This is a genomic window from Fischerella sp. PCC 9605 (genome assembly GCF_000517105.1).
Classification (GTDB): domain Bacteria; phylum Cyanobacteriota; class Cyanobacteriia; order Cyanobacteriales; family Nostocaceae; genus PCC9605.
On the sequence record NZ_KI912149.1, the window covers coordinates 1112276 to 1126567 of the forward strand.

Genomic DNA, 14292 nt, shown 5'->3' on the forward strand with positions numbered 1-14292 from the left:
AGACTGCAACACTACTGATTTAAAGAATTAAGCAATAGTCGTTTAATAAAAGCAATCAGCCAATATCTACTAACTTGTAGACGATGATTCATAGTTGGTAGGCGGAGAATATAAATCCATCGTCTAATTATGAAGGCAATAGGGCCTTTTATACAAATACCAAAGCTGAATACAACTCCTGTATTTATCCCTAATGTCAGCATTTCGCCAAAGTGACGATAGCGGAAGGCAATTAATGGGCGTTCACTTAGAGAAGCCCAAAGGTTTCGGGCTGTTGTCTTTGCTTGCTGAAAAGCCGCTTGAGCAGTTGCTGGTACTTGTTTTCCCTCGCAATTGTTTACAGCTGCGATGTCTCCGACTGCAAAGACTTCCGGATAATCAAGCAACTGTAGTGTAGGGCGTGTAAGCAATTGCCCTCTGGTGTTTTGCTGACAATCTAGATTGTCTAACCATTCCCAGTTTTGCGTTCCAATTGTCCAAATGAGTAGATCTATGAAGCGGGTGTAAGTCTGCTGTTGGCAAACCAGAGTAATTCGATTGCCATCTATAATTTGGATGTGGGTGTTCAAATTTACTTCTACTCCAGAAACTGCTAGCGCTCGAAGAGCTGCTTTCTGACAGGGAAACGAAAAGTCTCGCAAAATTCTCCGACGTCGATCAATTAGGTATACTTGACCCCGCTTTTGTAGATGGTTAGCTAGTTTACAAGCCAACTCTACACCACTGGCTCCAGCTCCAATCACTGCTACTCGGATATATTTGTCAGAGTCAGTTTCTAGGACTTGCAAGCGTTGCATCAAACGCTCGGCATCATCCAAAGTACGAAAGTTATAAGTAATATTAGTTACTTCATTTAGAGTACGTGTCTTTTGACCTACTGCCAAGACGAGGCGATTGTAGGCAATTACTTTTTGCGATCACAACTCAACCAAACGCTTTTTTAAATCAACTCCTTCCACTGTGTCTTGGTAAAACTGTATGCCTGTGTTTACTAATAACTTCTCAAAAGTGGGGGCAATTTCCCAAGATTGTACTTCCTTTGTTAATAGTTCATATAACAATGGTGTAAATAAAAAATGTTCTTTTTGATCAATTAGAATAATGCGAGGACGAATAGCCTGTATTAACCGGGAGTAACGACTCAGATATAAAGCTGTGTAAAGACCACCAAAGCCCCCACCAATAATACAAATTTGAGTCTGTTGTTTGAGCATTAAAACTATATTTAAATAGATTTTTATAACTAATGGCTAGTTATATAATTCCCACAGATTTTGCTCAAATAACAGTTATATAGCAATCCTATTTACAATTGATTAAAAAACATAATGTTGCGCCTGATGTAAATTAAAACAACAGGCAAAAATCAAATTTTGGAAACCGACCACAGATAAATACAAATACACACCGATAATTTACTCGGATTTAGCTGTATCCGGTTGAAAATAAAGTGAATTTTGATACAAGACTTGTTCTTGATGAGTTTCTAAGGTGCAATCAGACAAAGGGTAAGCGACACAAGTAATAGTGTAACCAGCTGCTATTTCATGCGATCGCAGAAACTTTTGTTCGCTTTGGTCTACTTCTCCACTGACGATTTTAGCAACGCAGGCTGAACATTCTCCTTGTTTGCACCCAAATGGTAAGCGGATACCTGCTTCTTCTGCCATGTCAAGAATGTATTGATCGTCTGGTACGTCGATGGTGCGATCTAAGCCAATTGCAGGATTGATCAGTCGAACTTGGTAAACTGCCATTTGCTTTTCTAATTTGAGAGTCTATGTGTTATTTTCTACCGTGTGTGGACTTTTAACCAAAAGGTTCGTGACTCTTCAACTTGACGCCTTTAACTTTGGATAGGCAATACGTTTATGATGAAATTGTTGCCAAACTTCCACGAAAATTTCGGCTATTTTCGCCATTTCTTCTCGTGTTAGCCCTGAATTTACCATTTGATTGTCTTGCCATCTAGCACGAAAGATATTGTTAACCATTACCAAGGCTTGTTCGCGAGTGGCGTCTTTGAGTGATCGCAATGCCGCTTCACAAGAATCTGCTAACATGACAATTCCTGTTTCTCGCGATTGCGGAATGGGGCCATCGTAGCGAAAATCAGCTTCTTCTACTGTTAAACTCGGATCTTCCTTTGCCATTTGCTGGGCTTGGTGATAAAAATAGGCAATCTGCATCGTTCCTTGATGCTCTGGAATAAAAGCTTGAATAGAAGAAGGCAAACTATGCTTGCGTGCCATTGCTAAGCCTTCACTGACGTGCTTTTTGATAATGTCAGCACTCTGCCAAGGATCTTTAATTTCTGTATCGTGTTTATTTGGTCCCCCCATTTGATTTTCAATAAAAGCTAAGGGGTCATGCATTTTGCCAATATCGTGATATAGTGTACCAGCCCTGACTAATTCAACATTACACCCCAGTTCTTTAGCAGCAGCTTCGGCAAGGGTAGCCACAAACAGGGTATGCTGAAAAGTTCCGGGCGCTTCAGTGGCGAGTCGTTTTAACAAGAGGCGGTTAGGACTTGCCAGTTCTGCTAAACGGATTGGGGTGACTAAGTCAAATAATTTTTCTAGATAAGGACTTAACCCTAGAGCAACGATACTCCAAACTAAACCAGACAAGGCGAAGAATCCTGCTTCCTTAAGTACAACATAAAAAAGCGGGTCAAACGCAGCCCCTAGAAAAATCTGAATCACCAGGTAAACGCTGCCCTCAGTGAAGGCAATGGCTACGCTTAATAGCGCTAGTTCTTCACGCGATCGCAGTCGATGGGCCATGCAACTGCCCAATATTCCCCCTGCTGCACCTGCCAGGAGCGAAGTTTTACTGATATCCATGCTCATGGCTAGCAATGCTGCCAGTAATCCCATCACTGTTACACCCGAAGTGGCTCCGTAGAAGCTACCCAGCAGTAAACCAACACCACTCCAAGTGGTATAGGGCGTACCCATAGTTACCACCAAGGGCGTAGTCAGAGTCAGCAGTAATACCAACAGGCGATCGCTTTGCCGCCATTGACATTTGATACGATGCTCTACAACAGTAAAAATACCTACAGCACAGCTAACAGCCCCTCCCAAATACATCAACCCTAGCCAATTAACCTCCCGACGAACCAAATGATAATGTTCTAATACGTCAAAATGCCATGCTGTAATCTGCTGTCCCTTGCGGACAATGACCTCACCTTGCCCCACCGCCACCATTACCGGTTTCACTTCAGCAGCTGCTTGTTCTGCTTGTAATTTTGTTTGTTGTTCATCTTTTTTTAAATTCGGTACCAGGACGGCTAACAACAGTTTGTTTGCCAAGGGTTCAGCTTGTTTTGGTACCAAATTCTGTACATGCAATTTGACAGCATTGTCTAAAATACTAGGTGGTAGTCCGGGGGGGATGCCTTGAGTCAAAATCCGCTCCGCACTCAGCTTGATTCCCATTTGAGTTTTTGCCCAGTCTTCATCAGATAAGTCGAGAAAAGAAGCTAATTCGTATTCTGTTTCTGAGTTTTCACTCAGTAGCTGTACAAGTTTAGCTTTGGCTTGGGCGTAACCTTGACGTGCTTGGGAGATTTTGACTAGCAGTGAGGACAAGTTTTGCGTAGATGTCTTGAGGCGGTAAGCCTCTAATTCTGCTACTGCTTGGGTAAAGTCCGCTTTTTGGAAAAAATCTAGCGATTTTGCGTCTGGAGGGGAAGACACCGGGAGTAGAGGACTTTCTGACATGGGTAAGGAGGACGCAGGGATACGGTGAAGCGGGAATGCAGTGATATTCTCTGCGTAAGACCTTTTCATGTTTGCCTTACTAATGCTTTTATGCTTTTGAGTCAAAACTCCTGACTTGTGCCTATTAGTATGTTCTAGAGTGAGTAGCACTGCTTGCCATTCTAATTCTGTACATGAGCGTAGGAAACGCTGACTACTAACAGATAAAACGAAAGTATCAAAAAAAGGAAAGGATCCAGCAGAGGCCCGAATTTCATTGCCCCGATCCAGAAGTTGTTGCAAATTTTGGTTGATTTGCTTGTTAATGCTTTTATCAACCATCAACACTGGCACAAAACCTTTACTGGCATCTTTGCGCTGTGCTTCTGTTTTATTCTGATCCTCGATTAGGGTAGTATACGGTGCTCTAATCGTTTCTGGTGCAGCGGTGCCGATTTTCAACTGAGGTTGATTGTATAAGTTTTGCCCCATTATGCCTGTGAGACAAACCACCGCGATCGCGAAAACAACAGGAGAAGGTTTTGCATTTGTGCAGCTAGCCGCTGTCTTCGAGTTGGGCGCTCTTTGTTTTCGATGTCTGCCTTTCACAGTTGATTTCGATAAGTATAAACGGCTTAGGGCTTGATACCGCTGCCTACAGTAAGTTATTTGCTGAGTCAACGATTGCAAAAATGGCTGCGTTTTCATCATTTGTGACCGCAGTTATTTACTTTAATAGTTTGAGGGAACACACTTGAAGCCCATTTGCCACAATTGCTACATGAGGAATCCGATTGAGGTTTGCTGTCGTTAATCTTTTAAGTGTAAATTTTTACTAAAAAATATTTTTCTTAGTTGGTAAATTCTATGTTTTGCACTTAACACCATTGATAGGTAGAAATGGCATTAAATTAGTCGGATGACGCGAGGAGCGGCGATCGCCCCTAAAGGCTTTTCGCCCAACGCTATAGTCCATTCTTCTTCCCTAAATTCGCTCTGATGCAAACCAGGGTCATAGACTCCCGACCATGTAGCCACAAGTGCATCTGCTAATTTTAGCATCCGGGAGAAATTCGTCAGTTGCCAGCGTGCCGACTGAGTTTTTGAGAGTAAAAAACGCCAACTTACGGGAATGCCTGCCACACCGTTGTAAGCTCCCGATAAAGTACCAGTAAATGCACTGATCAACACTGAGTGTGACTTAACTTGAGTAGCTCGCCCAACAGAAAGACGAAAATCTTCTAGTGTGCCAAGAAAGCAGTAAAAAGCCATTGCCATTACCTTACTCAGCTTTTCTTCTCTGCTGAACTCGGCTTGCGTTGTTTCTAATCCAACCTGTTTTTCTAAAAAATTATTTAATTTTAATAAAATTTGTGGCACTTGCGTCGGTGTATCTCCCAAAAAAGCAATTATTTGCGGGATAAGAGTGACAGGAGTGAGTTTTTCTGTTAAAGACTGAGCAATTGTGTAGCCTATCGCTAGCATCCAATCCTGGAGAATGGGGTTATCCTGCTGGCAAATTTCTACCATACGCAGCAGGCTTTGTCGCAGCTTGATTGTATTTTCGTGAGAAAATAATGCGATCGGCAGCGCCCCAAGAATCACTTGTGAGGAGAAGTGGGTGCCACCTTCTAAAATAATCCCTGCTTGTTGCTGACGCTTAATCCAATCATTTACATCAAATCTACCCAGTTCTATTAAACTCTCAGTCCCTACAATCACCATTTTTTTCCACTCATGTAGAGACGTTGCATGCAACGTCTCTACACCACCACAAGCAAGACATTCGCCAAGTAAAGCCCCTAGTATAGAGCCTCTGGCTCGACTAACAAGAGAGTAGCGCATACAAAAAAATTATGAATTATGAATGATGAATTATGAAAGTTAAAAATTTCATAATTCATCATTTATAATTCATAATCTATAACTGTCTCAAGTAGTACGCTAATGCTTGCAAGCCTAAGATATAACTTTGAGCACCAAAACCGCTAACTTGCCCAACGGCCACTGCGGCGATGTAAGAATGATGGCGAAACTCTTCTCGCCTATAGATGTTGCTCAAATGTACTTCCACTGTAGGTAGATTGACAGCGGCGATCGCATCTCGCAATGCCACACTAGTATGAGTGTAAGCTCCTGCATTAATCAAAATGCCTTGGTGTTGTCCCAAGGCATCATGAATGGCATCCACCAAAACCCCTTCATGATTTGACTGCATGGTGAAAACTTTTACCGCCATTTTTTGACTTTCTGCTTCTAACTGGCGGTTGATTTCAGCCAAGGTCAGGGAACCATAAATACCAGGTTCTCGCTGACCTAGCAGATTCAGGTTTGGCCCATGCAACACCAGAATGCTTAAGGGGTGTAACTTCAAGTCCTGCACGCTGACTCTCTTAGCGACGGCGCGAGCGATCATCTACAGGAATCGGAATAAGCTCCGGTTCCGGCTCAGCTTCCGGCCCTAAAAGGGCTTCAATCAGCTTGCGTGTCAATTCCTTAAGCTTTTCTAGCACCTTTTCTATATAGTCCATTGGACTGACCGCTCCCGATATACTACCTCGATTTTTTTGCTTATCAGCTATGGAGAAACTAGCTTATGTTGCACTCTGGCTTAAAATCGGCTAATTCACGCTATCCATATTCCGGGCATGAGCCACATCTTCAAAATTTAGTGTTTATTTTCTCCCTTATTTCTTAGAGTATCACATCATTCACCCAGAAGACTGCATCTTACTAAAGATAGGTATTTAGAAAACAGGGGAAAAGGGAAAGGGGAAAAGGGAAAAGGAAAAAGATAGGCGCAGTGGTGGAGAAATTCGCGATCGCAATAGTAATTGATAGCCAATAGTTAATAGCCAATAATTTTCACCATTGACTATGGACTATTGACTATTAACTATAGCGTTTAGTTAGTTTTTTTAGCAGCAGTCGTTGATGACTTGGCTTTTGACTTGGTGCTAGAACTAGTTGTGGATTTAGTTGTTGATTTACTACTTTTGCGAGTGGATTTCCCACTTGCTGCTTTGCTTGCCAGCAACTCAACTGCTGTCTCTAGTGTTACATTTTCTGGTGATACACCTTCTGGAATGCTCACATTAGTTTTGCCGTGCTTAATGTAAGGCCCGTAGGGTCCATCGTAAATGTTAACGGGTTCGCCGTCTTCTGGGTGAGACCCCAATTCCCGTAAAGCAGCCTTAGACTTGGTACTTGTAGCGCGTCCTTTTTTCGGTTCAGACAGCAACTCTAGAGCGCGTTCTAAAGTAATTGTCAATACATCGTCACCTGCTTTTAAGGAACGATAATCAGGTTTCCCATCTGAACCTTTGTTAAGAACGACATAAGGGCCGTAACGCCCCAAATTAGCTTGAATTGTTGCGCCTGTTTCTGGGTGTGTGCCCAGTGTCCGAGGTAGGGACAAAAGACCAACAGCCATGTCTAGGGTGACATCTTCTGGCTTCATACCTTTAGGTAGAGAAGCTTGTTTGGGTTTGGGATTTTCCTCAGACTTGTCACCCAATTGCACATAGGGGCCGTAAGGCCCAATTAGTACGTAAATAGGTTCGCCTGTTTCGGGGTGACGCCCCACCTCGTCCGGGCCAGAAGTTTTTTGCCGCAGCAAAGTTTCTACTTTTTGGGGATCGAGATCCGCAGGGGTAAAGTCTTTGGGAATTGATGCCGTCACTACACCATCACCATTTCCGACTTCAATGTAGGGGCCAAATTTACCAATGCGGACTTTGGCATCTAAGTTTTCTAGTTCCACAGTCCTAGCTGTGTTGGCATCAATTTGGTCTTCTTTTTCTTTGACTTGGGGTTCTAGACCTTTCTCTCCCAGATAAAATTCCCGCAGGTAGGGTAGCCACTCAGCTTCGCCCTCGGCAATGTCATCTAGGGTTTGCTCCATTTTGGAGGTAAAGCCAGTATCGACAATATCGGGGAAGTATTTTTCTAGCAGTTCAGTCACGGCAAAAGCTGTGAAGCTAGGGATGAGGGCATTACTGACCAATTGGGCATAGCCTTTGTCAATAATAGTGCCAATAATGCTGGCGTAGGTGCTAGGACGCCCGATGCCTTCACTTTCTAAGGTTTTGACCAAAGTAGCTTCAGTGAACCTAGCTGGAGGTTGGGTTTCGTGTTTGACTGTCTCTAGGTCTTGACAGTTGGGATGATCCCCAACTTTGAGGTCAGGCAAAATGACTTCTTGGTCTTCCAAAGCCGCTTCGGGATCGTCAGAACCTTCAACGTAGGCACGCAAGTAACCAGGAAAATCAATGCGCTTACCAGAAGACCGAAACCCGGCATCTTCAACTTGCAGTTGCACGGTGATTTGAGTTTGGCGAGAATCTGCCATTTGGCAGGCTACGGTGCGCTTCCAAATCAGGTCATATAATTGCAGTTCTCTACCGCTTAAACCGGTCTCTTGGGGTGTGCGGAAGGTGCTGCCCGCAGGACGAATGGCTTCGTGCGCTTCTTGCGCGCCTTTGGACTTGGTGGTGTATTGCCGGGGTTGGGGACTGAGGTATTGCTTGCCGTAAAGCTGTTCTACACAGCTACGAGCTGCTGCTACTGCCTGTTCTGACAAATGCACCGAGTCTGTACGCATGTAGGTAATATACCCTTGCTCGTACAAACTTTGGGCAATCCGCATCGTATCCCGTGCCGAGAGGCGCAGTTTGCGGTTAGATTCCTGTTGCAAAGTCGAGGTGGTAAAAGGTGGTGCGGGTTTGCGAGTAACCGGACGTTCTTCGATGTCTGTAACCGTCCAAGGTTTCCCAGTCAGGCGTTCCTTGAGTGCTTCGGCTTCGGTTTGGTTGAGCAGTACGACTTTGCGACCAGCTGCAATTTTTCCGGTGGCAGGGTCAAAATCGCTACCAGTTGCGAGTTTAGTTCCTGCTAGGGTGACAAGGACTGCACTAAAGACCTGCTCTTTCCCTTTCTCGGCTTGTGGTGGGAGCAAAGTTGCTTTCAAATCCCAGTATGTTCCTTGCTTGAAAGCACGGCGTTCCCGTTCCCGCTTCACCAATAGGCGCACTGCCACCGACTGCACGCGCCCTGCAGATAATCCCCAGGCGATTTTTTTCCACAACAGGGGAGACAGGGTGTAGCCCACCAGTCGATCCAAAATTCGCCGCGTTTCTTGGGCGCGAACCAACTGCTCATCGATGTTACGGCAGTTTTGCAGAGCTTTTTTGATGGCCTCTTGAGTAATTTCGTGAAACACCATCCGCTTAGTCGGCACCTTGGGCTTGAGCAATTGGTATAAATGCCAACTAATGCTTTCACCTTCTCGGTCTTCGTCCGTTGCCAGGATCAGTTCCGAAGCTTCTTTGAGAGCTTCTTTAAGCTGGGTAACAACTTTCTTTTTGTCTTTGGGGACAACATACACCGGTTCAAAGTCGGCGTCTACATTTACCCCGAGCTGCGCCCATTTTTCCCCTTTGACACTGGCAGGAATTTCGCTAGCCGACTGGGGTAGGTCACGCACATGACCCATAGACGCCTCCACCCGATAGCTTTTTGGTAGGTAGTTGCGAATGGTACGAGCTTTGGTCGGAGATTCGACGATGACGAGAGTTGACATGGAAATTTCAAAAAAAAGAATAGCTGCTAAGCTAAACAGTCAAATTGAGATAATTGAGAGCTAAATGTCAAGATTATCAGTCACTAAACATATGTGATTTAATCCTCACACAAACTGCCCGCCTGTAAAATCCCTTAAAATTACAGCGTAGGGCAATTGCCACTTGTTGCAGGTAATTTTTCCCAGAGGGTAGGGGAAGCGGAACTGTGAATTTTACAGTTATCTCAATCTTTAACTTATCTCAAGCATAATTGGCGAGTGTAGTTTTCAAAATTCCCCTTTGTGGGTGATGCTTGCTGAGGGAGTGGGGGAGTGGAAGAGTGGGGAAGTGGGGAAGTGGGGAAGTTGTTTTAACATTTCTCCCCCCTCTCCCTCTGTTCCCCTCTCCCACTCCTATTTCTCCCCATCTCTCCATCTTTGTTCCACGAGTTAGTTGTGCCAAAATGAAATCAAATTTGTGAGCGTCCGTAACACGGGCTGTGCAACACTCGCTGGGAGAAAAAGATATGCAACCAATTCGTCAGGGCGACGTTATTCTAATGCCTATACAGCAATTTGAGGGGCAAAAGCTACCACACTTGACTTTGGCGGAAGGCGAAGTGACCGGACACAAACATCGCATCATTGATGGACAAGCAGAATTATACGAAAAAGATGGTACTCTCTACCTCCGCGTCCTTTCATCAGCGGCGGTACTTGCCCACGAGGAACATAAGGCAATTTCTATTCCTCAAGGGACGTGGATGGTACGAATTCAACGAGAATATGAGCCTCAAGGTTGGCGGTATGTAGCCGATTGAAAAGCATTTTTTTAGGGTGCGCGATCGCATGATTGAGTTTTTATGATTGCAAATTCTGCATCTGCTTGCACTGTAACGCAGTATTAAGTAGCGATGCGTTAACGCAGTCTAACGCATCCTACTAAGTCATGATATGAAATCAGCACATGCAGCTATTGTTTCAGTGAATTGGGGAATTGCTGCGAAAAGATTTTTAGTGCAAACATAAATTAGCCTTGTATTTTACACTTTCTCAAAACTCAAAACTAACAAACAAAAGTCTGAGGTCAGACTTAAAACAGAATTGTATTTATTATCAAGTTATTTAAAAATTATCATCCTCCTTAAGACATAGTTATAAAATAATTATTACGCTATCTAACATTTTAAATTTCCTTAAGAAAGTAGATTTTCCAAGATTCGGTTTCCTCATTTATAGAGAAACTATGAGTTTGAAAATACTCTATATAGTTCTCTATCCAATGTTGGTTAGTAATTATGAACTATTGCAAATATCAAGATATTTAGTATTAGCCTGACAACCCACTATTGACAGTTACTAAATGTGCGTGCAAACCCAAATTATTGTTTTAGTTTGAGCATAAATTATGATAATGGTTTTAATCGTAAAAAATAATACATTTTAGTTCAAAACACGGCATAACAGGGCAAATTCAGCCTTGCGGAAATAGAAATTATGCTAAAATGAGGATGGAGAAGTAGTTCGGTAGTGATGTTCTTGTTTTTGTTGAAAATTGCAAGTGGCTCTCCGGATGAACGTCTCTACATAACGAAATTCTGGAGAGAGTGGAGAAATTAATGTCTATCTACGTAGGCAACCTATCCTACAACGTGACCCAAGACGAACTCAGTGATGTATTTTCTGAGTATGGCACTGTAACGCGAGTTCAACTTCCCACTGATAGGGAAACAGGCCGCGCACGAGGCTTTGGTTTCGTAGAAATGGAATCAGAAGCCTCAGAAGAAGCTGCCATTCAAGCTCTAGATGGTGCTGAATGGAAGGGTCGTGTAATGAAAGTTAATAAGGCAAGACCACGGGAGGAAAAAAGCGGGCGCTCTAGCGGTGGTAGCTGGGGTAGAAGCAACAGCGGTGGATACTCTAGACGTTATTAAGTCTTAAATGACCTCATAAGCTCAAGCTAAAGAGCTATTGCTGAAAGGCATAAGTGATATATTTGCCAAGCGCGATTTAATACAGAAATAGCAGATCGGTATCTAACTGATCTGCTTATTATTTATTTAGATAAAAATGAGTTAGTAGATAGTGGTTAGTAGTTAGTGGTAAGTTTTTCTAAACAAGAACCAACAAAGAAACAATAACAGGTTTTGGCTGTAGCATCGCGATCGCCAAATTTAAGCATAATTTAATTTGATGGTATTGATCCCGCAATACAAACACGTTTACGAAACTTTAGTAAAAAACACAATAGAATTAACACAGTTGGTTCCTTAATGTCTAATAGCCAAAACCTATACAGCTCATGGATTTTGCTAATGTTGCATCCCAGTTGAATGCTGGAACGATATTGCCAGAGGGAATTGTAGTTTTTACCCTCTTAGGGGTTTTGATAGTGGACTTGATTTTGGGGCGGAGTTCCTCGCGCTGGATTGGATATCTGGCGATCGCTGGTCTATTTGCCTCAATCATCGCCCTATATTTTCAATGGGACAGTTCCGATCCCATCTTCTTTGCTGGTGCCTTTAACGGTGACGACCTCAGTATCGTGTTTCGCGGTATTGTGGCTTTGTCTGCCGCTGTGACAATTTTGATGTCAATTCGCTACGTCGAACAAAGTGGCACCGCTTTAGCAGAATTCATAGCGATTTTGCTGACTGCTACCTTGGGAGGGATGTTCCTGTCAGGGGCTAGTGAGTTGGTGATGATTTTCGTCTCCCTAGAAACCCTGAGTATCTCTTCTTATTTGCTCACAGGTTATACCAAGCGTGACCCTCGTTCTAACGAAGCGGCACTGAAATACTTGTTGATTGGTGCTGCAAGTACGGCAGTGTTTTTATATGGTGTTTCCCTGCTGTACGGTTTGTCGGGTGGACAAACAGAACTAAATGCGATCGCCAATGGTATTGCCACAGCTAACCTGGCTCAATCTTTGGGTGTGGTAATTGCCTTGGTATTTGCGATCGCAGGTGTGGGCTTTAAAATCTCTGCCGCACCCTTCCACCAGTGGACACCAGACGTTTACGAAGGCGCACCAACCCCGGTGATTGCCTTTTTGTCTGTAGGTTCCAAAGCCGCTGGTTTCGCTCTTGCTATCCGCTTGCTAACGACTGTCTTTCCTCTCGTCGCCGAGGAGTGGAAGTTTGCCTTCACCGCCCTTGCTGTGTTGAGTATGATCTTGGGTAACGTAGTTGCCTTAGCACAAACCAGCATGAAACGGATGCTAGCTTATTCATCCATTGCCCAAGCTGGGTTTGTGATGATTGGCATGATTGCTGACACCCAAGCCGGATATGCCAGCATGGTATTTTACCTGTTGGTTTATCTGTTTATGAACCTGTGCGGCTTTACCTGCGTGATTCTCTTCTCCCTGCGGACGGGAACCGACCAAATTGCCGAATACTCGGGTTTGTATCAGAAAGACCCACTTCTGACTTTAGGTTTGAGCATTTCTCTGCTGTCCTTAGGTGGAATTCCGCCCTTGGCTGGGTTCTTTGGGAAGATTTACCTATTCTGGGCTGGTTGGCAAGCAGGTCTTTACTGGTTAGTCTTGTTAGGGTTAGTCACTAGCGTCGTCTCCATCTACTACTACATTCGCGTAGTTAAGATGATGGTGGTTAAAGAACCTCATGAAATGTCTGATGCTGTGAAGAATTATCCCGCAATCAGTTGGAATTTGCCTGGGTTTAGACCTTTGCAAGTGGGTTTGATAACTACTCTCATCGCCACTTCTATTGCTGGGATTTTATCGAATCCATTATTTACCCTAGCCAACAATTCCGTTACCGATATCCCAACTTTGCAAGCTAAGGCAGTTGATAATACACAGGTAAGTGCGATTTCTGTTGAGCAAACAGAAGGGCTGTAGGTTTTATTGCAAATACTGTTCTGTGTAAAATTTTGCAACTAAGACGCCTGACATTTTTGTCAGGCGTTTTTGCATAGAATATACTTTGTGCCTTTGTGCCTTAGTGGTTAAAAAATCTTGAAACACCCTACTCTGCGAGAAGCCGCTGCGCGTCTACGGGTTCGCCAGTCCCCCTACCCTTACGGGAAGCCGCGCTGCGCGCGTCTACGTGACGGGAACCGCCAAGACGAGGGCTGGTCTCACCAAGACACTAAGACACAAAGAGTATTTGAAGACTTGCATAAATCATTGAACAAATATAAAGTTGTCGCCGTTACATCAGTACGGCTGCATAATATGCGGTAATGTCTGAAAGTTACATTGGCTTTGGTGGCTTACCCCGATCAAAAGCATTGTGTCTGTGGAAGCTAAGACACCACCAATCTGCTGACAACCCTAAATTGGGAGGTATAAAATGTCAAATATTCAACTTTACTCTTCAAAGCAAACAAAATTATCACCACTGCCTCTAGGAAAGCTTTATATAGGAATTGCTGCTGTAACTTGCTTAGCACTATTGAGTGCGGCTAATCAAGCTTTAGCCCACCACGCCTTGGGTAGTAAACTCCCATCAAATTTCTTTGAAGGGTTCATATCTGGGATGGCGCACCCAATTATTGGACTTGATCATTTTGCGTTTGTCGTAGCTATTGGTTTACTCAGTATTGGACAGCAAAATAGTTTTTTGATTCCCGCTGCTTTTGTATTAACTGCTATGGCGGGAACAGGAATTCACGTTCTCAAGTATGATTTACCATTTCCTGAAATCATTATTGCTTGCTCTGTGATTGCTTTTGGGGTGATGCTGGTACTGTCTCGTAAACCCAATTGGTTGATGCTGCTAGGGTTGGGCGCAATTGCAGGCTTATTCCACGGTTACGCCTACGGTGAGTCCATCGTTGGTGCTCAAATGACACCATTGGTTGCTTATTTGGCAGGCTTTACCCTCATCCAGTATGTAGTTGCTATCGGTGCTTTGCTAGTTGGTAATGCTCTCAGCAGCAGATTTGGTAGCACTAAAATGCTGCGGTTTGCTGGCTTGGCAATCTCTGCCATTGGTGCTGTATTTTTGACTACCGCGATCGCTGGCTAATCTCAGCGTTTGCTCATTCACC

11 protein-coding genes and 1 pseudogene are annotated in these 14292 nt (G+C 43.9%); 5 read left to right on the forward strand and 7 right to left on the reverse strand.

The window, feature by feature from the left end:
- Positions 1-11 precede the first annotated feature (11 nt).
- The 7 genes and pseudogenes from FIS9605_RS37545 to topA form a co-directional block, all read right to left on the reverse strand.
- Positions 12-1214 (reverse strand): annotated as a pseudogene (locus FIS9605_RS37545) (NAD(P)/FAD-dependent oxidoreductase).
- Between the two features lie 201 nt (positions 1215-1415).
- The gene (locus FIS9605_RS0119730) at positions 1416-1757 is read right to left on the reverse strand and encodes a 2Fe-2S iron-sulfur cluster-binding protein (RefSeq protein ID WP_026734137.1); all 342 of its coding nucleotides are present in this window, start codon (positions 1755-1757) and stop codon (positions 1416-1418) included.
- A gap of 75 nt (positions 1758-1832) precedes the next feature.
- Positions 1833-4421, reverse strand: a complete 2589-nt coding sequence (locus FIS9605_RS0119735; RefSeq protein WP_026734138.1) for an HD family phosphohydrolase — start codon at positions 4419-4421, stop codon at positions 1833-1835.
- A gap of 198 nt (positions 4422-4619) precedes the next feature.
- Positions 4620-5558: an ADP-ribosylglycohydrolase family protein gene (locus tag FIS9605_RS0119740; RefSeq protein ID WP_026734139.1), complete on the reverse strand. Its 939-nt coding sequence runs from the start codon at positions 5556-5558 to the stop codon at positions 4620-4622.
- 76 nt (positions 5559-5634) lie between these two features.
- A complete protein-coding gene (gene aroQ / locus FIS9605_RS0119745; RefSeq protein ID WP_197036085.1) occupies positions 5635-6129 on the reverse strand; it encodes a type II 3-dehydroquinate dehydratase in 495 nt (164 codons plus the stop codon).
- A complete protein-coding gene (locus FIS9605_RS44170) occupies positions 6107-6244 on the reverse strand; it encodes a hypothetical protein (protein WP_026734141.1) in 138 nt (45 codons plus the stop codon). Before FIS9605_RS44170 ends, aroQ begins: the two co-directional genes overlap by 23 nt.
- Positions 6245-6618: 374 nt before the next feature.
- A complete protein-coding gene (gene topA / locus FIS9605_RS0119755; RefSeq protein WP_026734142.1) occupies positions 6619-9294 on the reverse strand; it encodes a type I DNA topoisomerase in 2676 nt (891 codons plus the stop codon).
- 506 nt (positions 9295-9800) lie between these two features.
- On the opposite strand from topA, the gene FIS9605_RS0119760 reads away from it, so the two are divergent.
- From FIS9605_RS0119760 to FIS9605_RS0119775, 5 genes are all read left to right on the forward strand, one after another.
- Positions 9801-10094 (forward strand): hypothetical protein, encoded by a 294-nt coding sequence (locus FIS9605_RS0119760; protein WP_026734143.1) that lies wholly within the window; start codon positions 9801-9803, stop codon positions 10092-10094.
- Between the two features lie 798 nt (positions 10095-10892).
- On the forward strand, positions 10893-11207 hold the full coding sequence (locus FIS9605_RS0119765; protein ID WP_026734144.1) for an RNA recognition motif domain-containing protein: 315 nt from the start codon (positions 10893-10895) through the stop codon (positions 11205-11207).
- Between the two features lie 368 nt (positions 11208-11575).
- Positions 11576-13138 carry an NAD(P)H-quinone oxidoreductase subunit N gene (locus tag FIS9605_RS0119770; RefSeq protein ID WP_026734145.1) on the forward strand — a complete coding sequence of 521 codons (1563 nt, stop codon included), beginning with the start codon at positions 11576-11578 and terminating at the stop codon, positions 13136-13138.
- 117 nt (positions 13139-13255) lie between these two features.
- Positions 13256-13483 carry a hypothetical protein gene (locus FIS9605_RS44175; protein WP_197036086.1) on the forward strand — a complete coding sequence of 76 codons (228 nt, stop codon included), beginning with the start codon at positions 13256-13258 and terminating at the stop codon, positions 13481-13483.
- 109 nt (positions 13484-13592) lie between these two features.
- Entirely contained in the window at positions 13593-14270 is a 678-nt protein-coding gene (locus tag FIS9605_RS0119775; protein WP_063748466.1) for a HupE/UreJ family protein, read from the forward strand.
- The last annotated feature ends 22 nt before the right edge of the window (positions 14271-14292 follow it).